This is a genomic window from Mesobacillus zeae (assembly GCF_003570705.1).
GTDB lineage: Bacteria > Bacillota > Bacilli > Bacillales > Cytobacillaceae > Mesobacillus_C > Mesobacillus_C zeae.
The window spans coordinates 355,354-379,750 of record NZ_QWVT01000015.1 but is presented as its reverse complement, the minus strand read 5'-3'; the positions used below and the strand labels follow the sequence as shown (position 1 = coordinate 379,750).

27 protein-coding genes and 1 riboswitch are annotated in these 24,397 nt (G+C 42.0%); of the genes, 16 read left to right on the top strand and 11 right to left on the bottom strand.

Features of this window, described 5'->3' with window-relative positions; translation table 11 throughout:
• Positions 1–5: 5 nt before the first annotated feature.
• The gene (locus D1970_RS10080; RefSeq protein ID WP_119112714.1) at positions 6–1,145 is read left to right on the top strand and encodes a sensor histidine kinase; all 1,140 of its coding nucleotides are present in this window, start codon (positions 6–8) and stop codon (positions 1,143–1,145) included.
• Positions 1,142–1,741 (top strand): response regulator transcription factor, encoded by a 600-nt coding sequence (locus D1970_RS10075; RefSeq protein WP_119112713.1) that lies wholly within the window; start codon positions 1,142–1,144, stop codon positions 1,739–1,741. Before D1970_RS10080 ends, D1970_RS10075 begins: the two co-directional genes overlap by 4 nt.
• A gap of 103 nt (positions 1,742–1,844) precedes the next feature.
• On the opposite strand, the gene D1970_RS10070 is transcribed toward D1970_RS10075, so the two are convergent.
• Positions 1,845–2,681: an SDR family oxidoreductase gene (locus D1970_RS10070; RefSeq protein WP_119112712.1), complete on the bottom strand. Its 837-nt coding sequence runs from the start codon at positions 2,679–2,681 to the stop codon at positions 1,845–1,847.
• 312 nt (positions 2,682–2,993) lie between these two features.
• Here D1970_RS10070 and D1970_RS10065 point away from each other — a divergent pair, with 312 nt between their 5' ends.
• The 6 genes from D1970_RS10065 (at position 2,994) to D1970_RS22940 (ending at position 7,885) form a co-directional block, all read left to right on the top strand.
• Positions 2,994–3,725, top strand: coding sequence for an SDR family oxidoreductase (locus D1970_RS10065; RefSeq protein ID WP_119112711.1), 732 nt, complete (start codon positions 2,994–2,996; stop codon positions 3,723–3,725).
• Entirely contained in the window at positions 3,722–4,747 is a 1,026-nt protein-coding gene (locus D1970_RS10060; protein WP_119112710.1) for an S-adenosylmethionine:tRNA ribosyltransferase-isomerase, read from the top strand. The genes D1970_RS10065 and D1970_RS10060 overlap by 4 nt, the downstream gene beginning before the upstream one ends.
• Positions 4,748–4,759: 12 nt before the next feature.
• On the top strand, positions 4,760–5,116 hold the full coding sequence (locus D1970_RS10055; RefSeq protein ID WP_119112709.1) for a VOC family protein: 357 nt from the start codon (positions 4,760–4,762) through the stop codon (positions 5,114–5,116).
• Between the two features lie 512 nt (positions 5,117–5,628).
• Positions 5,629–6,747 (top strand): GAF domain-containing sensor histidine kinase, encoded by a 1,119-nt coding sequence (locus D1970_RS10050; protein WP_119112708.1) that lies wholly within the window; start codon positions 5,629–5,631, stop codon positions 6,745–6,747.
• A gap of 22 nt (positions 6,748–6,769) precedes the next feature.
• A complete protein-coding gene (locus D1970_RS10045) occupies positions 6,770–7,411 on the top strand; it encodes a response regulator (protein WP_119112707.1) in 642 nt (213 codons plus the stop codon).
• Positions 7,412–7,575: 164 nt separating this feature from the next.
• Positions 7,576–7,681, top strand: a riboswitch (SAM riboswitch).
• A gap of 72 nt (positions 7,682–7,753) precedes the next feature.
• On the top strand, positions 7,754–7,885 hold the full coding sequence (locus D1970_RS22940) for a hypothetical protein (RefSeq protein WP_259339640.1): 132 nt from the start codon (positions 7,754–7,756) through the stop codon (positions 7,883–7,885).
• Between the two features lie 282 nt (positions 7,886–8,167).
• Here D1970_RS22940 and D1970_RS10040 read toward each other — a convergent pair whose 3' ends face one another.
• From D1970_RS10040 to D1970_RS10025, 4 genes are all read right to left on the bottom strand, one after another.
• The gene (locus D1970_RS10040) at positions 8,168–8,380 is read right to left on the bottom strand and encodes a hypothetical protein (protein WP_119112706.1); all 213 of its coding nucleotides are present in this window, start codon (positions 8,378–8,380) and stop codon (positions 8,168–8,170) included.
• A 5-nt stretch (positions 8,381–8,385) separates the two neighbouring features.
• Entirely contained in the window at positions 8,386–9,093 is a 708-nt protein-coding gene (locus D1970_RS10035; RefSeq protein WP_119112705.1) for an ABC transporter permease, read from the bottom strand.
• 39 nt (positions 9,094–9,132) lie between these two features.
• The gene (locus D1970_RS10030; RefSeq protein WP_246370057.1) at positions 9,133–9,819 is read right to left on the bottom strand and encodes an ATP-binding cassette domain-containing protein; all 687 of its coding nucleotides are present in this window, start codon (positions 9,817–9,819) and stop codon (positions 9,133–9,135) included.
• Positions 9,820–9,888: 69 nt separating this feature from the next.
• Positions 9,889–10,545 (bottom strand): TetR/AcrR family transcriptional regulator, encoded by a 657-nt coding sequence (locus D1970_RS10025; protein WP_119112704.1) that lies wholly within the window; start codon positions 10,543–10,545, stop codon positions 9,889–9,891.
• A gap of 650 nt (positions 10,546–11,195) precedes the next feature.
• On the opposite strand from D1970_RS10025, the gene D1970_RS10020 reads away from it, so the two are divergent.
• Positions 11,196–12,008: a thermonuclease family protein gene (locus D1970_RS10020; RefSeq protein ID WP_246370056.1), complete on the top strand. Its 813-nt coding sequence runs from the start codon at positions 11,196–11,198 to the stop codon at positions 12,006–12,008.
• 451 nt (positions 12,009–12,459) lie between these two features.
• Positions 12,460–12,669 carry a hypothetical protein gene (locus D1970_RS10010; protein ID WP_119112702.1) on the top strand — a complete coding sequence of 70 codons (210 nt, stop codon included), beginning with the start codon at positions 12,460–12,462 and terminating at the stop codon, positions 12,667–12,669.
• 152 nt (positions 12,670–12,821) lie between these two features.
• Here D1970_RS10010 and yhfH read toward each other — a convergent pair whose 3' ends face one another.
• From yhfH to D1970_RS09995, 3 genes are all read right to left on the bottom strand, one after another.
• A complete protein-coding gene (gene yhfH / locus D1970_RS10005) occupies positions 12,822–12,941 on the bottom strand; it encodes a protein YhfH (protein WP_119112701.1) in 120 nt (39 codons plus the stop codon).
• 391 nt (positions 12,942–13,332) lie between these two features.
• On the bottom strand, positions 13,333–13,578 hold the full coding sequence (locus D1970_RS10000) for a YueH family protein (RefSeq protein ID WP_119112700.1): 246 nt from the start codon (positions 13,576–13,578) through the stop codon (positions 13,333–13,335).
• A gap of 193 nt (positions 13,579–13,771) precedes the next feature.
• Positions 13,772–13,960 (bottom strand): hypothetical protein, encoded by a 189-nt coding sequence (locus D1970_RS09995; protein WP_119112699.1) that lies wholly within the window; start codon positions 13,958–13,960, stop codon positions 13,772–13,774.
• Between the two features lie 206 nt (positions 13,961–14,166).
• Here D1970_RS09995 and D1970_RS09990 point away from each other — a divergent pair, with 206 nt between their 5' ends.
• Positions 14,167–15,093, top strand: coding sequence for a dipeptidase (locus D1970_RS09990; protein ID WP_119112698.1), 927 nt, complete (start codon positions 14,167–14,169; stop codon positions 15,091–15,093).
• 62 nt (positions 15,094–15,155) lie between these two features.
• Here the strand turns inward: D1970_RS09990 and D1970_RS09985 are convergent, their stop codons facing one another.
• Positions 15,156–16,241, bottom strand: a complete 1,086-nt coding sequence (locus D1970_RS09985; RefSeq protein ID WP_119112697.1) for an AbrB family protein — start codon at positions 16,239–16,241, stop codon at positions 15,156–15,158.
• Between the two features lie 123 nt (positions 16,242–16,364).
• On the opposite strand from D1970_RS09985, the gene D1970_RS09980 reads away from it, so the two are divergent.
• Entirely contained in the window at positions 16,365–17,000 is a 636-nt protein-coding gene (locus D1970_RS09980) for an MSMEG_1061 family FMN-dependent PPOX-type flavoprotein (RefSeq protein WP_119112696.1), read from the top strand.
• A 77-nt stretch (positions 17,001–17,077) separates the two neighbouring features.
• Here D1970_RS09980 and D1970_RS09975 read toward each other — a convergent pair whose 3' ends face one another.
• Positions 17,078–18,331 (bottom strand): MerR family transcriptional regulator, encoded by a 1,254-nt coding sequence (locus D1970_RS09975; protein ID WP_119112695.1) that lies wholly within the window; start codon positions 18,329–18,331, stop codon positions 17,078–17,080.
• A 761-nt stretch (positions 18,332–19,092) separates the two neighbouring features.
• Here D1970_RS09975 and aspA point away from each other — a divergent pair.
• Entirely contained in the window at positions 19,093–20,511 is a 1,419-nt protein-coding gene (gene aspA / locus D1970_RS09970) for an aspartate ammonia-lyase (protein ID WP_246370055.1), read from the top strand.
• A gap of 473 nt (positions 20,512–20,984) precedes the next feature.
• On the opposite strand, the gene D1970_RS09965 is transcribed toward aspA, so the two are convergent.
• Positions 20,985–21,776, bottom strand: a complete 792-nt coding sequence (locus tag D1970_RS09965) for a Cof-type HAD-IIB family hydrolase (RefSeq protein ID WP_119112693.1) — start codon at positions 21,774–21,776, stop codon at positions 20,985–20,987.
• Positions 21,777–21,955: 179 nt separating this feature from the next.
• Here D1970_RS09965 and D1970_RS09960 point away from each other — a divergent pair, with 179 nt between their 5' ends.
• From D1970_RS09960 to D1970_RS09950, 3 genes are all read left to right on the top strand, one after another.
• On the top strand, positions 21,956–22,102 hold the full coding sequence (locus tag D1970_RS09960; RefSeq protein WP_119112692.1) for a lmo0937 family membrane protein: 147 nt from the start codon (positions 21,956–21,958) through the stop codon (positions 22,100–22,102).
• Positions 22,103–22,198: 96 nt separating this feature from the next.
• Positions 22,199–22,834 (top strand): NUDIX hydrolase, encoded by a 636-nt coding sequence (locus tag D1970_RS09955; protein WP_119112691.1) that lies wholly within the window; start codon positions 22,199–22,201, stop codon positions 22,832–22,834.
• 86 nt (positions 22,835–22,920) lie between these two features.
• On the top strand, positions 22,921–24,282 hold the full coding sequence (locus D1970_RS09950) for an aspartate kinase (RefSeq protein WP_119112769.1): 1,362 nt from the start codon (positions 22,921–22,923) through the stop codon (positions 24,280–24,282).
• Positions 24,283–24,397 lie beyond the last annotated feature (115 nt).

Here is a 24,397-nt window from a genome sequence, read left to right as displayed (position 1 = left end):
TACTAATGAAGAACAAACTTTCGCTTTTTAAAAAGAATTACGGCAGCTCGCCATATTTCTGGGCGGTGCTTAGTATTCTGCCGTTTTATTTTATATTTCAATCTTCCTCCACATTTGAAATGATTGTGGGACTTTTGCTTACCATTCTATTTTTCATCACGTACCGTTTTGCTTTTATCTCAAAAAAGTGGACTGTTTACTTATGGTCCTTTATGCTGATTGGCATTTCCGTCGGCTCTGTCTTCCTCTTTAATTATGTATATTTCTCTTTTTACATTGCTTATTATATCGGCAATATTAAAAATCGCATTGCATTCTTCACGATTTACTTTGCACACCTTCTGGCGACAACGGTAGCGGTAAATTACAAATTTGTTGTCCAGGAAGAAATCTTCCTGGAGCAGCTTCCATTTATTATTATTATTGGCATCTCGATGATTTTGCTTCCATTCAGCATCCGGGGACGCAATGAACGCGGTCAGCTTGAGGAGAAACTGGAGAATGCGAATAAGCGGCTCGAAGACCTAGTCAAGCTAGAGGAACGCCAGCGGATTGCAAGGGACCTTCATGATACGCTTGGGCAAAAGCTTTCCTTGATCGGATTAAAAAGCGACCTGGCCAGAAGGCTGATTACCAAGGATCCGGAGCAGGCGAAAAGTGAACTGATGGATGTCCAGCAAACGGCAAGGACGGCGCTGAAAGAAGTGAGGAAAATGGTATCTGAGATGCGAGGCATCAGGCTCAGAGAAGAGATCGTCCAGATCAGGCAGATTCTCCAGGCCGCCGAAATAGAAGCGGTCCTTCAGGAAGATGAGTTTGTCCTGCAAAATGTGCCGCTGTTGACGGAAAATATCCTGAGCATGTGCTTGAAAGAGGCTGTAACGAATGTAGTCAAGCACAGCGGGGCCACCAAATGTCTTGTTTCAGTTGTGCAGGATTCGAATAAAGTGACCATTATAGTACAGGACAATGGAAAAAATGCAGTGACAGAGAGGGATTTTTCAAGAGGGAACGGACTTGAGGGCATGAGGGAAAGGCTTGAATTTGTGAATGGCAGCCTTGAAATCCGCTGCGAGGACGGAATCAAATTGATAATAAGTGTACCAACCATTGCAAGACAGGAAGAAAAGGAGGACCTGAATTGATCCGGATAGTGATTGCTGAAGATCAGCGGATGCTTTTGGGGGCATTGGGATCCCTGTTGAATTTGGAAGATGATATGGAAGTCGTGGGAAAAGCAGCGAACGGGGCAGAAGCGATTGCATTGGTAGATTCGCTGAAACCAGATATTTGCATCATGGATATTGAAATGCCGGAAAAAACAGGGCTTGATGCTGCGGAAGAGCTTAAGGAATCAGGCTGTAAGGTCATTATTTTAACAACATTTGCCCGTTCGGGTTATTTTCAGCGTGCATTGAAGGCGGGTGTGAAAGGCTATCTCCTAAAAGATAGCCCAAGCGAGGAGCTCGCGAGCTCAATCAGGAACGTCATGGCTGGGAGAAGGGTGTATGCTCCCGAGCTGATGGATGATATGTACAGCGAGGAAAATCCGTTGACGGAGCGAGAAATGAAAGTGCTCGAGCTCGTGGCCGATGGAAGGAACACAAAAGAGATTGCAAGCGAACTGACCATTACAACAGGGACGGTCAGAAACTATGTTTCTACCATTTTGGATAAACTTGAGGTGACAAACCGGATCGAGGCAATTAAGCAGTCTAAGGAAAAAGGGTGGTTTAAGTAAAGACGCACCTTATGATAGATGGACTTTCTCATATATTAATGTTAGGGAGCGTCGGAACCGATGCTCCCTTTTGCTTGTAAAAAGGTCAAGTTTTATTTCGGCATTATCTTCCAAGACTTTTGAGAACTGCCTTCTCGATGGCCTCCCAGGGGAGCAGATTTTTCATGGCGATATTTCTTTTGACCCCTTTGCCGACAGGGTAGCGTAATTTAGGTCGCTTACGGGCTGAGGCGATGCTGACAACGAGGTCGGCAATTTCCTGCGGATTTCCGTGCAGCGCTTTACCTGATTGTATTTCCTTAAGGATTGCCTTCATGTAAGAGTGATAGGGAGAGTCCTTGGAGATGCGGGTTTTATCAATGCCTGACCAGATGTTCGTTTTGTAGGAACCCGCCTCTATGATGGATACATCAATCCCAAAAGGCTGTACTTCGAGTCTTAGGCTCTCACTGTAGCCTTCAATTGCATGTTTAGATGCGGTATAGGCCGACAAGCCAGGAAAACCGACTTTCCCGCTGATGCTTCCCATATTGATGATCCGGCCGCTTTTCTGCTCGCGCATAATGGGGAGAACTGCCTGTGTAACCGAAATAACACCGAAAAGGTTTGTATCGAATTGCCGCTTGTAATCTTCGACCGAAAGCTCCTCGCTGAACCCGCCTTGAGCGAACCCTGCATTATTGACAAGTACATCGACAGAAGGGAAATCAGAAATTCTGCGTTTAAGGTCTGTGACTGAATCAGGTGATGTGACATCGAGCAGATGGATATGGATGTGATCAGAAACATTGTTGTTTTCTGCTGTTTGAAGAAGCTTAGCGGCTTTCTCTTCACTCCTTGCTGTTGCCAGCACATTGTAGCCTGCCTGTGCAAGACCGAGGGCTGATAAAAAGCCAAACCCACTCGATGCTCCAGTCACGATTGCTGTTTTAGTGTTCATCATTGTGCTCCTTTTTAACTGAGTATACGTATTAGTGATTATTCCTCTATCATAACTTATCCTGGAGAGGAGTGTGTCGCAAAAAAGATGGGGAGGCCGCTTTACAGCACCACCGCACCGGGGGTCAGGCACGCATTGGCGATTTGGCGCATCATCGCACCACCGCACTGGGGGTCAGGCACGCTGCGGTGAGATATTGGACTAAAGTTGTAGTGGGAGTTCAAGCTTTTTGACGAGGTGAATTTTTCCAATTCCTTTTAAGCTATAAGTAGTTCAACAAAACTTATAATGCATGGAAGGGAGAAGTTCAAAATGAAAATAAATAAAGTTGTGATGATTACAGGCGCATCAAAAGGTTTGGGGAGGGCGCTGACGCTTGCGTTTGCTCGTGAAGGTGTGAAACTTGCGATTTGTGCAAGAGGAGAGGAGGCGCTCGAAACCGTGAAAGCTGAGGCGGAAAACCTAGGTGCTGAGGTTCTCACTGTTACTGCCGATATCGCTATTCCAAGGGACGTAGAAAAGTTTACAACACTGACAGAAGAAAGGTTCGGAAGGATTGACGTCCTGATTAACAACGCATCAGCAATCGGACCCAGTCCTATTCCGCTCCTCATCGACTATCCAGTTGAGGACTTTGCTCAAGTGCTCTATACCAATGCTGTTGGTACATTCATGATCACTCGGAGAGTGATGCCGGGAATGCTGTTGCGTAACCAGGGATCAGTAATCAATGTAACCTCAGAAGCAGGGCATGTTGGATATGCTGGCTGGGGTGCATACGGAATCTCGAAGTTTGCTGTCGAAGGGATGACCGAGACATGGGCAGAAGAAGTTGACGGAACAAACGTCCGCGTCAATATGGTGGACCCTGGAGAGATGGATACGGAAATGCACGCCCTTGCAGTACCAGAATGCGACTACGCTTTGAATAATCCGCAAGACCTTGTGGACGTTTTCCTCTATCTTGCTTCTGAAAAATCAACAGGCATCAATGGATACCGTTTGGCAGCTCAGGAATTCGCAGCGGGAGGTGAGACACAGTGACTCATGCTTTCAATTTTCATCTCCCCTCAAGTTTAAACGCCACCCAGCCACCAGAACGAAGGGGCGTCAGGCGGGACCATGTCCGGATGATGGTATTGGATAAATCTTCAGGTCACATCAACCACGATCGCTTTATTAATTTGGAAAAACACCTGCAGCCTGGAGATTTGCTCGTTTTGAATAATAGCAGGACATTGCCGGCCGTTCTTACTGCTACACGAAAACGGCACAACGAACGAACGCCAACAAGAATTGAAATCAGGCTTGCGAGAAGGATATCTGAAAACACTTGGGATGTCTTGCCGGTAGGAGAAGAAGTAAGAAATGAGGATATCCTAGAATTTTTACCTGAATTATCAGCAAAAGTGATCACAGAAGTTTCGGGATCTCCCATCAAAACCATCTGCTTCACGAAAAAAGGAGCAGACCTCCTTGAAAGGATCTACTCGATTGGAGAACCGATTCGTTACGAATATATCTATCAGGATTGGCCGCTGGAATATTACCAGACCGTTTTTGCAAGTAAACCAGGCTCGGTCGAAATGCCTTCCGCAGGAAGGGCATTTAGCTGGGAAGTACTGTTCAAACTTCAGAAAAAAGGCGTTCGCTTAGCATTTATCCAGCTCCACACAGGATTAAGCTATTTGCTCGATGACAAATGGAATACTTCACCTGAAGAAAATAACGAAGAATTTGCAATTGAATCCACTGTGATGAAGAACATCTATGAAACGAAGGTCAGTGGCGGCAGAGTCATTGCAGTTGGTACAACCGTGGTCCGCGCACTTGAAACTGCTGCTAAAACTGGGGATCTTTCAGGCTGGACCAATTTGTACATTCACAATAAGTATCCTTTGAAAATTGCAGACGGGATCCTCACAGGCTTTCATGAACCAAAGGCAAGCCATCTCGATATGCTCGAAGCTTTTGTCCCCCGTCCCCTCCTATTCAGCGCTTATGAAAAGGCCATAAAACACGGTTACCTGTGGCATGAATTCGGAGATATGAACTTGATTCTATAGGAGGATAAAACATTGAAATTTCATCATTTTGCGTTGGAAGTGCTCGACCTTGAAAAAACAAAAAAGTTTTACAAGGAAGTGCTTGGTTTCTCTGACAATAGTTGCATTGATTTTATGGGGGAAGAAGTCCTTTTTCTTAAAAATGGCGAGACTAAAATAGAACTCTTAAAAAGAACGAAAGGTCCTGGTATATCCAGTAATGCTCATTTTTGTTTTGAGGCGGATGGAATGAACAAATTGCTAAAACAATTTAAGAAATACGGATACCATCCAATAGAAGGACCGTATCAGCTTAAAAACGGCTGGACCACCGTTTTTTTCGAAGGACCCGAACAGGAAATCCTTGAGTTTATTGAGTTACCCAAATAATGGTGAAGCGATGCAGTCTGTGGATAACTGCATCCTTTTGCCTATGAATTTTAAATATATTTACGGTAAAATAATGGAAGTAATAAAAGACTATCTTTAAAATTTACTCAATTACTTTACGAAGATACTTTCCCATGAAGTAATTCAAGAAAAAGCAGAGGGGTTTCTTTAAAAAAAGCTCATTTTCACTACATCGGGGCAGCTACCTTAAAGTTAGGAATAAATCAGCTGGAAAAATTGCCGCCAAGACACCTAAAACACGGCCATTTTCATTGACAAAAAAATTTATTCCCGATTAACTCTGATTTATTCCCGATTAGGGTTTGGATATTCCCGATAAACGCAGATATATTCCCGATGATGCCGGATAAATTCCCAGTAGATGAAATTTAATCCAAATCGCATTCTGTAATCCAACCAATCTGTTAAAAAATCACATAAAAGGTCTGCAAACGCAACTCGACCCCCGCTCATAAACCAGGTATAAAACGACGTAAAAAGGAGGGCATTCCATGCAAAAGGGCTCCGTGCAAAGTGAGATAAGCATTCTCAAGGAGATTGCCGAATTATTGAATGAAGGCACCGAGATTGATTGTGTATTGTCCCAAGTATTGAAGAAGCTGCTGCATGTAACAGGGCTTCAAACGGGATGGATCTTCCTGATTGATGATGAAGGAAAACACGTGATGGCAGCAAGCGAATCGCTGCCACCAGCACTTACCTTTAATCACTGCGCAAAAATGAAGGAAGGGCACTGCTGGTGCGTCAATCGCTATCGTGACGGCCGCCTTGACAAGGCTACAAATATTATTGAATGCCAGCGGATTGAGACGGCGATTCTAGAAAAAACCGGTGACCACGCGGGCCTTACGCACCATGCCACTGTTCCTTTAAGGGCAGGGTATGAGCGCTTTGGCCTACTGAATATCGGCTCACCAAATAAAACACATTTCAATCAGGAGGAGCTTAACCTGCTTGAAGCTGTTGCCTTTCAAATTGGAACAGCCTTAAAGCGGATCAAACTCACGCTGCGGGAACAGGAAACTATGCTTATCACCGAGAGGAACCGGCTGGCACGAGACCTCCATGACTCAGTCAACCAGCTTCTATTTTCACTAAGCCTGACAGCACGCGCAGGGGAAGAGCTGTCAGAAAGCACCGAGGTTAAACAAACGTTCAGCTATATGCAGGACCTTGCCCAGGAAGCTCTCGGCGAAATGCGTGCGCTGATTTGGCAGCTTCGGCCTCAAGGGCTTGAAAACGGACTGCTCAGCGCATTTTGCGGTTACGCTGATATGCTTGGTCTGGACCTCAAGACAAAGGTTGACGGAGTCGCCGCCTTCCCTGGCAATGTGGAAGAAGCGCTCTGGCGGATTGGCCAAGAGGCTCTTGCGAATTGTAAGAAACATGCACAAACGCGACATGCTTTCATAAAGCTATCGATCACGGATACTGCAACCACCATGGCCGTATCTGACAACGGCTGCGGTTTCCATTACGACGAAAGTCAGGAGCTGCCATCATTCGGGCTTCGGAGCATGAAATCACGGACCGAGGCGCTTGGCGGGACTTTTAACCTAGCAAGCAAGCTCGGCGGGGGCACGGAAATTATCATACATATTCCAAGCTGATTTATGAAAAGGAGGAGAAACCATGACAATTCGCGTTTTGATTGCCGATGACCATCATGTTGTCAGGAGAGGTCTTGCCTTTTTTCTGCGGACGCAAAGAGATATTGATATTGTCGGCGAGGCTGCAAATGGTGAAGAAGCCGTCACTCTTGCCGGAACACTGAAGCCGGATGTCATACTAATGGATCTTTCAATGCCAGGAATGAATGGAATAGAAGCAACAAAAATCATCAAAAACAAGCATCCAGAAATCAAAATTATGATGTTGACAAGCTTCTCCGATCAGGACCATGTTATTCCTGCCCTTGAGGCAGGAGCATCCGGTTACCAGTTGAAGGACGTCCAGCCGGATGAACTTGTGCAGTGTCTGAGGAACCTCATGAACGGCGAAACCCAGCTGCACCCTAAAGCCGCAACGCAGCTCCTTGCCAATCTTTCCGGAAAAAGCACCAAAAACAATGATCCAGCTCAGGATTTAACGAAAAGGGAGCTGGATGTTCTGAGAGAAATTACCCATGGCAAAAGCAATAAAGAAATTGCTTCGGCTTTGTTCATTACGGAAAAAACAGTGAAAACTCATGTTTCAAACCTGCTTTCAAAGCTCCAGCTTGCTGACCGGACGCAAGCAGCGCTGTATGCTGTCAAACAAAAGCTGTTCGAATAAAACAACAAAAACAATCTCAAAGAACAAACTAGAAAAGTTTTTCACTTACAGCGCTATGGGTGTAAGCGGTTTCGTGCAGTGTTGCTGGCGAAAAAGTTGACTGACATTCAAGAAAAAAGTACTTATGATTCAAATTATCAAGAAAATTCATCCAATTTCATAACGACTTATCAAGAGTGACCGAGGGAACAGGCCCTATGACGTCCGGCAACCTCTTTTTTAGGAAAGGTGCTACATCCTGTAGAATGACTTCATTCTGGAAGATAAGCTGCACAATTGTGTATTTGTGGCCTCTTTCAATGAAAGAGGCTTTTAATTTTTAGCAAAAAGGGTGGAAACGCTGTGATTGAAGTGAAAAAACTTGTGAAGGTATACCGCTCAAAGGGAAAGCAGGTAATTGGCTGGACGGGAAAGCTGTGGTGGGTTAGCGTTGTAGAGCGCGAAATCCTACGAAAATCTCAGATAATTCCATGACGAAAATAACCGATTTTTCTACCTTTTCTGGAAAAAATCGGTTATTTTTTCTTGTTTCAGTTTCTTTCAGTTTAGAGAAGATAATGTGCTATATTTAGTTGTCCTCAAATAATAGTTCTCTTTAATTACAAAAACTTGAATTTCAGTTTCTAATGGCTCCATATGATTATTATTCCAAAGGCAATCACCGATAAATATGCTTAACTTTAAAGGACACATTGTGCAAAACACCGAACAGGTTTTTTTATCGTGTCTTCATCTAATTAAACACCAAATAAAACATCACATCTGCACTAAACCACTTACAATCGCTACTGCTCCAACCCCAACGCACACTAATCCAATTGTTTTCAAGTTTTTTGTTGAAGATCTTTTAATAATAAAAGTGATTCCTAAAAGAATTAGTACGATACCTAAAATAGTATTAAACAAATAAATCTGAGGCGCAATATTGTCAAGAGTATTGTCAATATATCTTTCAATTTTTTGTTCCATATCTGTTAGACCTCCATACAGCTATTTTTTTTCATTACAATGCTTGAAACAATGATTGCACCAATGATTGTTATTGCTAGAAAAACAATAACAGGCGCATCGGATGTTAAAGTACCAGCGACAATATTGCATAATAAGGAACAAAGTAAGAACGCTGATATTATAGTTGCAGGGATAGATTTTTGTATAAATCCGATTCCCATTGCAATGATACCTAAACAAGCAGCTGAAACAGCCATAATAAAGGTAGTCTTAATCACTTTAGTGATGGTTTCAAGCGTAATACTTTCATTAACTAAAGGGTAAATCGTTTCACTCACACCGAAAAAAGCAAAGATGGTGAAATTACAAAGGACCATCGCAATCACTGTAAATAAAGAAACAATCATAAGTTTAGAAATAAATATTTTCCTTCTTTTTATTGGATAAGAAAAGAGAAGTAGGACACGGTCTCCACTGTACTCTTCAATTACAAATCGAGAATACATAACAGAGGATAATACGCAAAAGACAGTCATATTGATTACGCTAAATAAAGAAATAATGTTATTGTATCCAACAAATAATTCCAAATCTGCATCATTTGGGTCAAATTGTGGCAAATAGGCTAATAGATAGATAAAACCCAGCATGATGATTGAAATGACAAAAGTTGAAATAATATATGTACGAATATTATTTTTTTTAAGTTCAAGTTTCATTAAATCAAACATTCTTATTACCACTCCTCATAACCTTGAAAAAATACTCTTCTAATCCATCAGAAATTTATCTTTAATAGATGATAGGGAAACTTCCTCTAGAATCTGGCCATCTACAATAACACCAATAGTGTCTGCAATATGCTCAATCTCACTTAAAATATGACTAGAAATTAAGATTGTCATATCATGGTTTTTTACAAGTTCGAGAAATAGTTCCCTCATTTGCCGGATACCCACTGGGTCTAAACCATTGATAGGTTCATCCAGGATCAAGAGTTGAGGATTGTGAATGATTGCTCTAGCTATTCCAAGCCGCTGACGCATGCCAAGTGAAAATTTAGAAACAGGCTGCTTTCCCGTACCTTTAAGACCAACCATTTCCAAAGTTCCCTCAATATTGGAATTAAGTATCCCCATATAAGAAAGATGAATTTCTAAATTTTCCCTTGCGGATAAATGTTCATAAAACATGGGGGTTTCAATAATACTTCCAATATTTTTTAAGATTTCATTCTCCTTATCAACACGATTTAGCCCTAATATTTCTATATTTCCAGCATTAGGTATAAGCAATCCTATCAACATTTTAAAAACTGTTGTTTTTCCAGCTCCATTAGCCCCTAAGAAACCGTAAATTGATCCCTTATGAACTGTCATATTACAATTTTTTATAACTTCTTTACCATCAAACGTCTTGACTAAGTCGATTGTTTTAACAGCAAGTCCATTTGTCATAATTCTTCTCCTTATCAGGTTTCATATACATACATATATTTGTATGTATATGTCTAAAAATAAACTATCTTATGATAGTCCATTTTCATTGCTGATTTCTTTATGAAAATTCTCAAGAACTGTAAGTATTTGGTCGTCGAAGATTGGTAACCCTATACCATTAAACAATTCTCGCAAGTGTTTTACCTTCTGCATATATTCTTCTGTATCTACTGAAAAAATAATTGGACTCAACCAAATATTTGTTAGTATCATGAGCGTTTCAGCAGTCTGCTTCGGATATTGGATAGAGAGTGAGCCGTCCATCACACCTTCTTCAATAAATGAAAGTATATCTGGGGCTCCTGTGTTAATACATTCTCTTAATTGATTGGCAATTAATTTGGGACTTTTTAAAATTGATGGTATTGATTTGATTGCATCAATCTGTCCTTCATTAGTAAAGGACAATAAAAAAGAGCTTTTTAATTTTTCTAGTCCATTTAAACCTGTCATTTTCTTTGTTTTCTCAAAAGGATTATTTTCTAAAGCCAATCGATCAAGGACTGCGTCGATTATATCTGCTTTGGATTTGAAATGATGATAGAACGCACCTCTAGTCAAATCGCCTAAATCGTCAACAATATTTTGAATTGTTGTCTGGTCCCATCCTTTTTCGAGAAAAAGTTTAGTTGCGGTGTCTAATATCCGCTGTTCCGTGATTTCTGGATATTTATTGCGTGGCAAAATACCACCCCCTTATACATACGTTTATATGTATGTATGATATTATTTAATTACTTGTTTGTCAAATGAATCCATTTTATAATTGATTTTTCTATAGCTTTTAGCATATATCCCTGATTTTCAACTGTTTTTTAAAAAGCTTTGTCAATAGCTTTGAGTAGAATGACATTCTGGGTCTTCTCTAACACATCTGGTTCCGTCATTTCTTAATCACCTTGGAATACGACTCTTCTGAAGGAATTTGAATAGGGGACAAAACACATTCGAGGCGAAAAAGCTTGTCATACTTTACCCTTTTTATGGAATCTTTTGGGATAGCTTCTTCAATGTCCCTGCGTCCAAGAGTAGACTATTGCAGCGCTTTAAGTTCGGTCGGAGCACCCAGCCGGGATTTTTTTAAAATAGGGGAAACTGCTTCATCCTTGTAGATTGTTGAGAAAATAGCCACATAACATTGGAAATGTTATAAATTATTTTAACTTGAGACATCCTGTACATCCTTTTTTTACATAGGGTCGTTATGTATTTATTAAGCTCTGTTACTCAATTCTTCGAATTGCTCCACATCTACTCGTATTGCACTATCATTCAATACCAACATGCTACAATAGCAAATGGAAAGAAAAAGCAACATGAAGGAGTGCAGACAGATGATAGGTGAGAACGAATATATGAAAAAGACATCAGTTTTTCTTTTATCGTGGCTTTTATTGCTCATGATGACAGGCTGTTCAGAGAACACGACAAATAATGGCAGCCAGCAGGAAGAAAAAACAGAAACGGTAGCGGCTGAGAAACATGAATTTAATAGGATTAAAACAGAGCTAAGTAAAGGGGTCGACGGGGATACGATCGAAGTCTTTTATAAGGGGAGACCAGAAAAAGTCAGGTTTTTGCTTGTGGACAGTCCAGAAACGTCGCACCCCCGTCTAGGCAAACAACCCTACGGACAGGAAGCCAAAGATTTCACAACGAAAATCGTCGAGGAAGCCAAAAACCTTGAAATTGAATTTGACATTGGTCAAAAACAGGATAAATACGGCCGGCTACTTGCTTATGTTTATGCGGACGGAAAATCGGTTCAGGAAGAGCTTTTAAAGCGAGGATTTGCAAGAGTAGCATATGTGTATCCACCAAACACTCGCTATGTAGACGAGTTCAACCTTATTCAAAAGCAGGCACAGCAAGAGGAAGCGGGTATTTGGGAGGTGGAGAACTATTCCCGAGAAGATGGATTTCATCCGGAAGTAATGGGAGAGTCCAAAACCTCAAGCGTACTAGAAACTGAGAAACTGAGTAAAAACAAAAAAACTGCAAACTGTAATATTAAAGGAAATATATCTTCTTCAGGGAAAATTTATCACACACCTGATTCCCCATGGTACCAACAAACTAAAGCAGAAGTGATGTTTTGCTCAGAAGAAGAGGCTATAAAGGCAGGATTTCGTGCACCACAGCGCTAATCCGCCCCACCGTGCCTGACCCCCGGCACGGTGAAGCGTTAAATGATTAGTGCGAATTAACTCGAGGAATATTTATGTGCAAAATTTTCTTTTTGATTTTCTTTGTTTCTTTGATCCTTGGTATTCTTAGCGTTCCCCGATGGATTTTCGCCCTTTCAAAGTTGCCTTTATTTCTTTTTCTCCTATTGAAGGGGACTACGCTCCTTATAAGCAGAAACGAAGATGATAAAGTACCTTAAGGCGCAACGGAATCCGTATTATCGTTTTTTATATTTTTTCTTCACTGACGATAAAACAGAAGCCGAGAAAGCGCTCCAAAAAATAAAACCAAACAAACTGAAAAACCAAGCATCCGTAATGTTTCACTTCGAACAAAAAAACTTTGAAGACGTGAAGCCATTATTACAGCATTTGAAAGATGACTCATTCAAAATGGTACTATGAGGCTACTATGGCCTTGGAGGAAGACGATTTTGGAACATACAGACAAATAAAATCTAAAATAAAGCAAGATACATACGTTAAATGGCTAGAGATAGCGGAAATCCTTAAAGAAGGAAAGCGGAAAGAAGCGCTGAATATCCTTGATGAACAAATGAAATCATTGAGAGGAGTAAATTTGTTGAGCGCTGGTTACTTCCGAAAAAAAATCACCATGTAAGAACCAAGAATCAGAACGAGCATTAAAACATTAAACAACTAAAGTGTGCCTGACCCCCAGCGCGGTGATGAAGTAAAGTGTACCGGCCCGATGATAACTGTAACGAGAAATGAGCGAGCCACCAGTTAAGGTACTCGCTCATTTCTTTTTTTCTATTCCTCATGTTTTCCGATGCAGCGTTCACACTCATAAAGGAAGGACTCATGCTGTTCTTTGATTTCACAACCGCATTCCCGGCACTCTTTTTGCTTCATTCCATTCATGTTGATCATTTTAAATTCCTCCTGTCGTTTTGTTCTTGGATTTATTGTACTATAACAGTTTTAAGATTTCAATACTGTTATACATATATTTTTAAAATTTTCAGTTATTTTTATAATAAAGGTACAGGCACATCAATCGCCCAGTCAAAAAAACAGGCTTTTGCAGCATTAGCCCACTTATAGTCCACCTGATCCGCTTGCTCGCACTAGTGATAAAACCGCATAACAAAAGCCCAGCAGAATAGCTTAGCTGGGCTCTAATGCATGGCTCCATTTAGCAGATGCATGTCTATGGAATTTTAAAAGTTCGATAAAAACTTTGCAGGTATGTTCTAAAGATGTGGTTAGTGCTCTTAGATGAAAGATTTCCAGCATGGTAAAGAGGTAAGAGGGCAGGCTTCTACATGATGGTAAGCATGTTCATAATTGCTTTTGCCAAATCATCCGTATTACCTTCAAAGAGGTGAAAATTTAACGATTGCTGTAAATGGTCGAATTGACGGTCGAATTGATCCAATTCATGAAATTTTGTCGACCAATGAATGTCAGGTATGGCGACAATATAGCGTCCATCTGCAGTTTTGTGCATATACACTTCCGCAAGCTTGTTTCCGGAAATATTTATTTTCTCACAAGTATGGATCATGTATGTCGAACCTCCCCTTATTTGGAATTAATTACATTATAGCTTGTGATGCTGTGAAAAACTATAAAGTTTCAGTTTTTGCGCTGGAAATGGGTAAATAGAATTGGGGAAACGACATTTTTTTCAAGTGCAAAATATAATATTTATATTTAATTTTATAAAAAAATGCAGGTGCAGAATTACTCACCATGTTTTAAAACTTTATATACAATGCCAACCCGACAATCGAACTAATGATAACAACTGCATAAATGGCTGATAGTCTCATTGTATTTGAACGGGAAGAACCCCGGTAGTCCGAATCGGATTTTCCCGTCAGCGCAATGGTTGCAAGCAGGGAAACAATGATGATGAGAGCAACAAGCATGATAGCTATGTCCATAAAAAAACTCCTTTCTCCTTTAAAATAACGCACTATTTCAATTATCCTCGATTAAAGAAATATATTCCAATAAATTGCCTACAATCATCCGAGAGGAACTAGGTTAAGAAACTTTATCGCTTAAAAACTGGAAAACCACATTATTTTCAGAATATAATTAACAATATACTAAGGTTCCCGCAGGGAACAGCCAAAAGGAGATCAATATGGAAATTATCGATTTACATTGTGATGTGCTGCTAAAGCTGCAGCTTTCCGGCGGGAAAATGCGCTTTGAAAATGACAATCAGCTTGATGCAAATAAACATAGGCTCCAGGCTGGAAAAGTTAAGGTGCAGGCGTTCGCTATTTTTATCGAGCCTGAAATAGAGCAGGAGGAAAAGTGGGCTGCGGCGCTTGGGCAAGTCGCCCTGTTCCATAATGAAGTACTGGGTAGAAATCCCGAAATGAAGCAAATTCATTCTTGGAGTGATTTTGCTTCATTAAAAGAAGGCGAAATCGGCGCTTTTCTTACACTTGAAGGCGTGGATACTATTGGTAATGATATAAACAAGCTTGCTGAACTCCATAAAAAAGGAGTCCTCTCGGTTGGTCTGACATGGAACAATGCTAATCTCGCCGCTGATGGGGCGGGTGAACCCCGGGGGGCGGGATTAACGCTGTTCGGCAAAGAAATTGTCCAATTTAATAACAGGCAGAAGATTTTGACAGATGTTTCCCATCTAAGCGAACAGGCATTTTGGGATGTGATGGAGTGCGCAGACTTCCCTATTGCCAGCCACTCGAATAGCAGGTATCTCTGTAATCATCCACGAAATCTGACAGGAAACCAGGCGAACGCTCTATTCAGGAACGACGGCATGCTCCATGTTGTTTTCAACCCTCCGTTCCTGACTGAAACCGAAGTAGCCGGAATACAAGATGTTATTAGGCATATCGATTACTTTTGTTCACTCGGAGGTGTGGAAAATATCGGATTTGGTTCGGATTTCGATGGAATATCCGAGCACGTTATCGGGCTTGAAAATTCCTCGAAATACCAAAATTTAATCAATGAACTGCTAAAGCATTTTTCCGAGGATGACGTTCGTGGATTTGCAAGCAGGAATTTTATCGAGCACCTGCCAAAATAAACAGGCTCAGAAAACTTCGTCAATTGTTAAAGCAGGATGATGGTCAAATTCAAACATCTGCACTATGCCTCCGCTTTTCGCAGCATGCTTTTCCTAAACAGCATCCTAAGGAGCGGAGGGATAGCAAAATAGATAAAAAACAGCCGAAAGAGCTGGTAACCTGTCACCATCGCCAAATCTGCGTCCACTTCATGGGCGAGTATAGCCATCTGGTCCATGCCGCCCGGGGCCAGGGCAAGGAATGCGGTTGCATGGGAAATGCCGTATTGAAGAGACAACAGTAAGGAAAGTCCAACAGACCCAACCACCATTAAAAATCCGCTTAAAAGTGCAAGTGAAATAATTCGTGCTTTGTTCTGTAATTTTTCAGGCTGCAGCAGCAAGCCAATATACCCGCCAATCATAAATTGGGAAACATCAAGGACGGCCGGTGAAGGGGCAGGGCCCGAAACGCCCAATATACTAAGAAACGCAGTTCCAAGGATCGGACCAAGAAGTACAGGAGTCGGCGATTTAATTTTCTTTCCTGCGATCGTGAACAGTATGCAAACCGCACCGAACAGAAAGATAGCGGGAAACAGGCTGACCCCAGCGGATTCCGCAAGTTTTGTTTCAATGCCGTGAGAAATGCCGCTACCTCCGAAAAAGGGACTTACGATCATAAAAGGCACCATAAACACAATCATGATTAATCTCGATATCTGCAAAAATGTCACTGTTGTAATATCGATGCCCTTCATTTCTTCGGCAAAAATAATCATTTGCGACAAGCCTCCAGGGATGCTTCCTGTCAGCACAGTCGGATAATCGACAGCCGTTAGCTTCGAAACAGCCAAGGCAATTGCTGCACAAAAGCCTATAAGCAATGCAGTCATGAAAAACATGGAGGGAAGCCTATGAAAAATTTGTACCGCTGCATCTTTAGTAAAAGAAAGACCAATTGAATAACCGACGACCATAAGACCAGCGTCCCGGAAAACTATTGGCCAATAAAATATATTATTTTTCACACGGGATAGAAGCAAAATAGCTGTCATTGGCCCCAGCAGCCAGGGTATGGGCGTTCCCAGCAGTGTGAATAAAATGCCGCCTGCTCCTGCTGCAGCGAGCGCGAGCATAAACCTTTTGGCATTGTTTCGATCAAACATGTAAAAACCTTCTTTTTATCATTTTGCCTTTTATTGTATCACTGTTTGGGCAAAAGAGAGCTTGAAACAAATATAGATTGCCAAAATTTCACTCACTATTAATAGTGACAAGGGGGAAATATTATGCAAACACCATCAGAGAAAACGTATATTTCAAGCTTCGTTGTGCTCGAAATGTTAATAGGGCAGCCCAGTGAGATTGTCAAAAATAAAGCGATTGCGATGCTTGACCACCACTGCAGGAAATTCATAGATTTGTCACCCTTTATGATCCTCTCAACCGCAGACGCAAAGGGCCGGACAGACGCTTCCCCGAGAGGTGACGGACCGGGCTTTGTCAAAGTACTCAATGACAACAAGCTTGTAATTCCCGAACGAAAAGGAAACAAGCGGATGGACTCACTAAAGAATATTTTGGATAATCCACATGTTGGGCTGTTATTTTTCATCCCGGGCCTCGGAGAAACATTACGTGTAAATGGAAAAGCAAAGCTGATACAGGATGGACCGCTGTCTGAAGAATTGGCAGTCCAAGGAAAGAATCCACTAATACTGATTGAGGTCGAAGTGGAAGAAGCCTTCATTCATTGTGCGAAAGCGATCAAACGATCGGGCCTATGGAATCAGGAAAGCTGGGCAGCGTCATCCTCACTCCCGTCAGCGGCCCAAATGCTCGCAGATCACATTAATTTACCATGCGTGACTGCAGGCGACATAGAAAAGAATCTGGAAGTATCCTATAGAGAAAGGCTTTATTAATGAAAGCTGAAAAAAACCGCCACTCATTTAGCAAACAAGCTTAATGAGCGGCGGTTTTTTCTACATAGTCTACTATACTATTTCCATAGCTTCCACCAGCTGCCGCGTCCAGTCTTGGCAGCTGCAGCTTCACGGAAAGTGACGACAAGATCCTTGAACACTTCATCTCGCTGCTGGATTTCTGTCCGGAAGTGTTCGCGTTCCATTTTAAGTGATTCCAAATAATACTCGCGGTCCATGATCAGTTGCTCATTTAATGAACTGAGTTCCTGATTGATCGTTTCCTTGCTTTGGGAAAGATAATCGGTCATCAGACGGAATTCTTCGCTTGATTCATTCATTCTGTTTGAAAAGACTGCAAGTTCTTCGGAAGTCCCTTTCGAAAGCTTCGCAACTGATGCAGACAGGGTTGTTATCTCCTTTGATGTCCCGTTACCTAGTTTGGCTATCGAGTTTGATAGTGTGGTGATTTGTTTATTCGTCCCGTTAGACAGTTTTGCCACATGATCCGAAAGGGCAGCCACTTCTTTTGATGTGCCTTTCGAAACTTTCGCAACATTCTCCGACAGTTTTTCAAGCTGCTTTTTTGTCACAGCGGTTACTTTTGTCAGATTATCTGCCAGTGAAGAAAATTCCCTCTTTGTTCCTTTCGATAAAAAAGACACTTGGTCTGCCAGCGCGCCAACTCTTTCAGATGCAGCTGCCGCTTTCGTTACACCTGAAGCAACGGTGGCGAGAATTTCCGAAGTCTGTTCCGAAGCTTCGTTCACATGTTCGGAAACCTTGGCAATTTCAGCTTTCGTTTTTAGATTGGATCTCTGAATAGACATAGACAAGGCTTTCACAGTCTCGATTGAGCTGCTGCTGATCTCCCGTTTCACTTCATCAACGATTTCATTCTTGATTCCTGTACTGATTTCCTTTCTGACACCCTGGATCAACTCATGTTTGTAGGCCTCTAATGCGACGAACAATTTTTCAAGGTCCACTTCTGCAGATGAAGAAACTGGGGGAGAGGACGTATCATTTACCGCCGCGAGTGCTGGTGCTTCTACAGCGGATGGAGGAACTTCCTCCATTGCCATTTTGTTGTGTTTCTGCATAAGCTCGCGGATCATTTCCTTGCTTAAGTTCTTTCCGCGCATTTCTTTTATCTTTTTTAAATCTTCTATTTCTTTATCAGTATAAAACCTTGCACCCTGGCGCGTTCTAGGAATGTCGAGCAGCCCATCAAGGTCCTTCTCCCATTGCCTGATTGTCCCGGATGGAACATTAATTTTTCTGGAAACTTCTTTAATTGTGTAAGCTTTTACATATTGTGAGTCTTTCATTTCGCCAGCCCTTTCTTTTATAAAAATGGAATAAAGCTCATGAAAAATACTAAACGGATGACCATATATAGTAATTCACCACATCATCCTCGCTTTTCCTGCCTCATGACAAAAGCTGTCAAAACAAGTGCTGTTTCACCAGAAGCTTTAAAAAAACTACAAGCTCCCAGTCTTTTTGATAGACTTGGGGATAAGGTACCCAACGAGGATAGGCGCTTTATCATTTGATAAAAAAGCACAAGCTCCTCGATGAGCACCAACAAGCTTTCATTAAAGGCGTTCTTTCACCAGCTTATGACCTCGATGGGTGTTGCTACTCGCTGCCGATATGTTTTTTACAAACCAAGAATTTTTTCATTTCCAAAACAAAAGGACAGGCACTCACAGAGTGCCTGTCCATTCTGTATTTATCGTCTATTCAATAAAATCCTCTGAAAACGATTCGTCCTTTGTCGCATAATAATTCATTCCGGCAGCAGCTGCAAATGCAAAACCTAGCAAGAGTAATGTTGTCATAATGTAACCGCTCCAATCTTTGTTGTTGTTAGTTATCATATTCCCGCAGGACTAAAAGCTTAAACCTATAATCCAAACTGTTGAAATATTTTTAATATGGGGGGCAGGGGCCATCAGATGAAGTCTCTTTCAGTTTCCGATACAATAGGAATGAAGCAAATGATATTTGCTGAAGGGTAGTTTCCTGGGTTGAGAATTATTTCTCGTCACTGAGTGCTGCCTGATTAATGCAGGAGGGGTTTTTTATGGGAGAAACACGGATTGAGAAAGACTTTCTTGGAAACAAGGAAGTGCCGAACAAAGCTTACTACGGGATTCAGACATTAAGGGCGGTAGAAAACTTTCCGATTACCGGCTACCGGATTCACGAAGAGTTAATCACGTCGATGGCGATGGTTAAAAAAGCGGCAGCAATGGCCAACATGGAAGTCGGAAGGCTATTCGACGGGCTGGGAGAAGTGATTGTCACAGCTGCAGATGAAATCATCGAAGGCAAATGGCATGACCAGTTCATTGTGGATCCGATCCAAGGGGGGGCCGGTACTTCCATCAATATGAATACAAACGAAGTAATTGCCAACAGAGCGTTGGAATTGCTTGGCGAGAAAAAAGGCGACTATATGAAGCTTAGTCCAAACTCGCATGTAAATATGGCACAGTCGACAAATGATGCATTTCCGACCGCTATCCATATTTCCGTTTTGTCACTGCTAGAGAAACTGCTGAAAACGATGAGAACCATGCACCAAGTTATATCACAAAAAGCGAAAGAATTCGATGACGTTATCAAAATGGGCCGGACTCATTTGCAGGATGCCGTCCCAATTCGACTCGGCCAGGAATTCGAAGCTTATAGCAGAGTGCTATCAAGAGATATCAAAAGGATAGAAGCTACTCGCCAACACCTATATGAGGTGAATATGGGGGCGACCGCGGTTGGAACAGGCCTGAACGCCAACCAAGCATACATCAAGGTTGTTGTTGAACATCTTGCTGATATTTCAGGTTTCCCTCTAGTAAATGCAGAGCATCTTGTTGACGCAACCCAAAATACAGATGCCTATACAGAGGTTTCAGCAGCATTGAAAGTTTGTATGATGAATATGTCAAAAATCGCTAATGATCTAAGGCTCATGGCTTCGGGTCCGCGTGTTGGCTTTAATGAAATCGTGCTTCCAGCTCGCCAGCCAGGATCTTCAATCATGCCTGGTAAGGTCAATCCAGTCATGGCAGAAGTGATCAACCAGGTAGCTTTCCAGGTTATCGGAAATGACAATACCATCTGCTTGGCTTCAGAAGCGGGCCAGTTGGAACTCAATGTTATGGAGCCTGTCCTTGTATTTAATCTGATCCAATCCATTAGCATTATGAATAACGGGTTCCGTGTCTTCACAGAGCACTGTCTAGCAGGAATCGAAGCAAACAGGGACAAACTTTTGAATGATGTCGAAAGAAGTGTCGGCATAATCACTGCCGTCAACCCGCATCTTGGTTACGAAACGGTTTCCCGTATTGCGCGCGAAGCCATCCTTACAGGAAAGTCCGTTCGTGAACTTTGCCTGGCCTATGATGTCCTGACAGAAGAAGAACTCGATTTAATTCTCAATCCTTATGAAATGACCAATCCTGGAATCGCAGGAGAAGAGCTGCTCAACAAGGATTGATTGCCTATCACACAAAGCCGCAGCCCTTTTATGGGTTTGCGGCTTTTTTCATTCCCTGACATTCCGTGGCAGAGTTGAGAAATTTTCCGTAATCAAAAAGCAGAATAAACGAGACAAAATCCAGACCGCAAAAAAGAGCAGTAAAAAGCATATAGAATGAAAAAAGCGTGCATCGTGAGCACGCTTTTTTCATTGAATAAGATTTATGCTGCGGAAACTGTCAAGCTACTGTGCCCAGCGTCTAGTGGACTTCTCCAACTCCCTACGATGAAGCACAAGATGTGCGAGTAAGGCGTTGCCCACAGGACGTGCGCGCTCTTAGCTTATAAGTCAACATCTAATCGCTAACGCTCTTCGTGTTTTCATTATCTCAGTCGATGGACTCCAGTCCATATGCCGCTGAACGGGCGCTTTCGCTTTTTTTTGTCCAGCTACTGCGCCTAATCAAGGCGCTTTCACTTTTTTTCATAAAATCATCTATCTAATAGGCCTAGCGATTTTAAGCCATTGTAGATCCCTGAATCCGTAACTGATGTTGTTCGGCGGTCGGCATATGCAAACAAATCGGGAAGACTGTTTCCCATTGCAAAGCCAACTCCAACGTATGATAGCATTTCCTTGTCATTCATTCCGTCACCAAAAGCAATGGTCTGCTCCCTATCAATCCCTAGACGGTCAAGGAGGAATTTGATACCTGTTCCTTTGTTGATATTGTCCCTGATTACGTCGAGTGAATGTCTCATCCCATCAACATTCACCTGAGAAAAGTGCATTCTTGGTTCCTTTTGATATATTTCAGCCCCATTGTTGCCCTTTGCTATGATAGTCATCCCGAGGATATCTCCCATAAATTGCTCGTCAAATGCCTCATTCCTCCGCAGGTTAAATTTCTGGGCGAAGTCTTTTGTTGCCGGGGAATCAGGATGTGTGAAAAGATTTTTGCTGTCTGTATAGAGGACAGCTTCATGCTCGTTTTTCCTCATTGTCTCCAGAATAGCACGAACACTTTCGTCAGCCATTGGGCTGGAAAAAACATGTTCGCCACGATAGATAGCAAGCGCACCGTTATAGCCTATATATGATTTAATATCCAGCTCTTCTCCAATCTCTTTGATTTCGTGGATTGGTCTGCCGGTAGCCAGAACAGTTTCAATTCCTTTTTCCCGTAGGATGGAAATAGCTTCTTTTGTGGAACTCTCGATTGTATCGTCAGGTCTTAGCGTGGTTCCGTCAATATCAAGAAATAACATTTTAAAATTCTTCATGGTCTTTCGATGCTCCCTCTCTGTAAAAATCCCATTTTTGCTGCATATAAACGATTCTACTCCTTTTGGGAACCAAAGGCCAATTGATATACTTTCTGGTCTCAAGCCAGCTTGTTTCATCCAAACAGTATTCGGGTATGCTTTATATAGAATAAAACAAAATAGAGAGGATGGTCGGCATGCTTTGGACGCTTGCGGGGATACTGCTTGTCCTTTGGGTATTGGGGCTGATTTTTAAAATTGCAGGTGGAGTCATACATATCCTGCTTGTCATTGCCTTGCTCGTCATTGTCTATAAAGTGATCAAAGGCAGAGTGACAGGTTAGTAAAACGAAATTCTTCAAGGCTCCCTTCAAAGGGGGCTTTTTTTCATTGTCTGCATGTATAATGGAGTAACTATCTCTTGAAAATGGAGGCTGCGTATGAAAATTGATAATTTGATCGATAGATTAAGAAGCAGGGTTCCGGGCATTCTCGGACAAAAGGACTTTTATCGTTTTTCAGTCCTTCTTCCGTTGATTAAGAAAAACGGCGAAATACATATAGTGTTTGAAGTCCGCTCAAACACACTTCGCAGGCAGCCAGGAGAAATTTGTTTTCCAGGCGGAAAAATTGAAAGGGAAGACTATAACGAAAAAGCATGTGCCATTCGGGAAACATCCGAAGAACTTGGTATCCCTGAGGAAAGTATCCGGGATGTGATTCCGCTGGATTATATGGTATCTGCATTCGGCACAATCATTTACCCTTTTGTTGGAACGATTGACAATTACGAATCCATTAAGCCGAACGAAGATGAGGTTGGAGGACTTTTCACTGTTCCACTATCATTTCTGCTCAATTTACAGCCCGAAAAGTATAAAATCAACTACCAAGTCAAACCTGAAGACGGATTTCCGTTCGATCTGATTATCGGCGGCGAAAATTATGAATGGCAGGCAAGACAGCTGGAAGAACATTTTTACCTTTATGAAGGGAAGGCTATTTGGGGACTGACTGCAAGGATATTAACACATTTCCTTGAACTTGTAAGAACTAATAGTGTTCTTTCTAAATAAACAAATGTTCTTTCAGAGGGGAATTTTTCTTGCATCTTATTTGCTTTACAGTGATAATGAAAAAAAACGAAAGCGGAGGAACTATCATGAAGGTCGTGAAGTTTGGAGGCTCGTCATTATCATCAGGTGAGCAGCTTAAAAAGGTTTTTGAAATCGTCGTATCTGATCCTGAAAGAAAAGTAGTTGTCGTTTCAGCGCCAGGGAAACGGAGTAGTGACGATATCAAAGTGACCGACCTTTTGATTTCCTGTGCAGAGAGGGTCATTGAAGGTAAGGATCCAGGAATACTAATCGAGGCGGTTGCGGAAAGGTATCGATCCATCGCCAATGAAGCTGGCATACAAGGAGATATTGCAGCCAAAATCAAAGAAAATCTATTGGATCTTCTTTCCCAATCGAACAAAGACCCAGAAAGGCTCATGGAGGCAGTCAAAGCAAGCGGAGAGGATCAAAACGCCCGCCTTGTCGCCGAATATTTCCAGTCCCGAGGCGTCAATGCAGCATACATAAATCCAGGAAAAGCAGGTCTAATTGTCAGCGATGAACCCGGGAATGCACAGGTTTTGCCGGAGTCTTACAATCAGTTGATGTCTTTGCGAGAACATGAAGGAATCATCATTTTCCCGGGCTTTTTCGGCTATTCGGCTGATGGCAATATCGTTACCTTTTCGAGGAGCGGTTCGGATATTACTGGTTCAATTCTTGCTAACGGCTTAAAAGCCGATGTTTATGAAAACTTTACGGACGTGGATGCAGTTTATGCTGTCAATCCAGGAATCGTCGAAAAGCCGGAAGAGATCCGCGAATTGACGTACCGGGAAATGCGTGAATTATCATACGCCGGATTTTCCGTTTTTCATGATGAGGCACTGATGCCTGCATTCCGCGCGGGTATTCCCGTCCATGTTAAGAACACTAACAATCCGGCATCGCCAGGCACTAGAATTGTCAGCCAGCGATTAAACAAGAATGGCCCAGTCGTTGGCATCGCTGCTGATAAGGGCTTCTGCAGCATATATGTCAGCAAATATCTGATGAACAGAGAAATTGGATTTGGACGCAGGCTTCTACAAATTTTGGAAGAGTTTCAAATCAGTTATGAGCACTTGCCGTCAGGTATTGATGATATTTCGGTCATCCTCCGTCAGGATCAGCTCTCACCATCAATCGAAAAAGAAATTCTCGAACGGATTCAATCCGAACTGGGAGCCGACGAAGTAAAAATCATGTATGATTTGTCCCTGATCATGGTAGTAGGAGAAGGAATGCGATGCAATATTGGAACAATGGCAAGAGCTTCCAGGGCTTTGGCACGTGCCGGAGTCAATATTGAAATGATCAACCAGGGTTCTTCAGAGGTAAGCATGATGTTCGGTGTAAATGAAACGGATGAAAGGAAAGCCGTTAAGGCTATATATGAAGAATTTTTCATTTCAATAAAAGTGTAAAAAAGATTGTAATTGAATATCCTATCTTTTTTAACTGACTAGGGCACTGCTTCCAAATAGGAAGCAGTGCCCATTTATTTTCCGAAAGTGGCAATAACAGTTGATATAAAACATG

Bases quoted from the DNA above. Each gene is read 5' to 3' on its own strand.
- D1970_RS10080 (WP_119112714.1), top strand. From the start codon at position 6: ATGAAGAACAAACTTTCGCTTTTTAAAAAGAATTACGGCAGCTCGCCA.
- D1970_RS10070 (WP_119112712.1), bottom strand. From the start codon at position 2,681: ATGAACACTAAAACAGCAATCGTGACTGGAGCATCGAGTGGGTTTGGC.
- D1970_RS10065 (WP_119112711.1), top strand. From the start codon at position 2,994: ATGAAAATAAATAAAGTTGTGATGATTACAGGCGCATCAAAAGGTTTG.
- D1970_RS10050 (WP_119112708.1), top strand. From the start codon at position 5,629: ATGCAAAAGGGCTCCGTGCAAAGTGAGATAAGCATTCTCAAGGAGATT.
- D1970_RS10045 (WP_119112707.1), top strand. From the start codon at position 6,770: ATGACAATTCGCGTTTTGATTGCCGATGACCATCATGTTGTCAGGAGA.
- D1970_RS10040 (WP_119112706.1), bottom strand. From the start codon at position 8,380: ATGGAACAAAAAATTGAAAGATATATTGACAATACTCTTGACAATATT.
- D1970_RS10035 (WP_119112705.1), bottom strand. From the start codon at position 9,093: ATGTTTGATTTAATGAAACTTGAACTTAAAAAAAATAATATTCGTACA.
- D1970_RS10030 (WP_246370057.1), bottom strand. From the start codon at position 9,819: ATGACAAATGGACTTGCTGTTAAAACAATCGACTTAGTCAAGACGTTT.
- D1970_RS10020 (WP_246370056.1), top strand. From the start codon at position 11,196: ATGATAGGTGAGAACGAATATATGAAAAAGACATCAGTTTTTCTTTTA.
- D1970_RS10010 (WP_119112702.1), top strand. From the start codon at position 12,460: ATGGCCTTGGAGGAAGACGATTTTGGAACATACAGACAAATAAAATCT.
- yhfH (WP_119112701.1), bottom strand. From the start codon at position 12,941: ATGATCAACATGAATGGAATGAAGCAAAAAGAGTGCCGGGAATGCGGT.
- D1970_RS10000 (WP_119112700.1), bottom strand. From the start codon at position 13,578: ATGATCCATACTTGTGAGAAAATAAATATTTCCGGAAACAAGCTTGCG.
- D1970_RS09995 (WP_119112699.1), bottom strand. From the start codon at position 13,960: ATGGACATAGCTATCATGCTTGTTGCTCTCATCATCATTGTTTCCCTG.
- D1970_RS09990 (WP_119112698.1), top strand. From the start codon at position 14,167: ATGGAAATTATCGATTTACATTGTGATGTGCTGCTAAAGCTGCAGCTT.
- D1970_RS09985 (WP_119112697.1), bottom strand. From the start codon at position 16,241: ATGTTTGATCGAAACAATGCCAAAAGGTTTATGCTCGCGCTCGCTGCA.
- D1970_RS09980 (WP_119112696.1), top strand. From the start codon at position 16,365: ATGCAAACACCATCAGAGAAAACGTATATTTCAAGCTTCGTTGTGCTC.
- D1970_RS09975 (WP_119112695.1), bottom strand. From the start codon at position 18,331: ATGAAAGACTCACAATATGTAAAAGCTTACACAATTAAAGAAGTTTCC.
- aspA (WP_246370055.1), top strand. From the start codon at position 19,093: ATGGGAGAAACACGGATTGAGAAAGACTTTCTTGGAAACAAGGAAGTG.
- D1970_RS09965 (WP_119112693.1), bottom strand. From the start codon at position 21,776: ATGAAGAATTTTAAAATGTTATTTCTTGATATTGACGGAACCACGCTA.
- D1970_RS09960 (WP_119112692.1), top strand. From the start codon at position 21,956: ATGCTTTGGACGCTTGCGGGGATACTGCTTGTCCTTTGGGTATTGGGG.
- D1970_RS09955 (WP_119112691.1), top strand. From the start codon at position 22,199: ATGAAAATTGATAATTTGATCGATAGATTAAGAAGCAGGGTTCCGGGC.
- D1970_RS09950 (WP_119112769.1), top strand. From the start codon at position 22,921: ATGAAGGTCGTGAAGTTTGGAGGCTCGTCATTATCATCAGGTGAGCAG.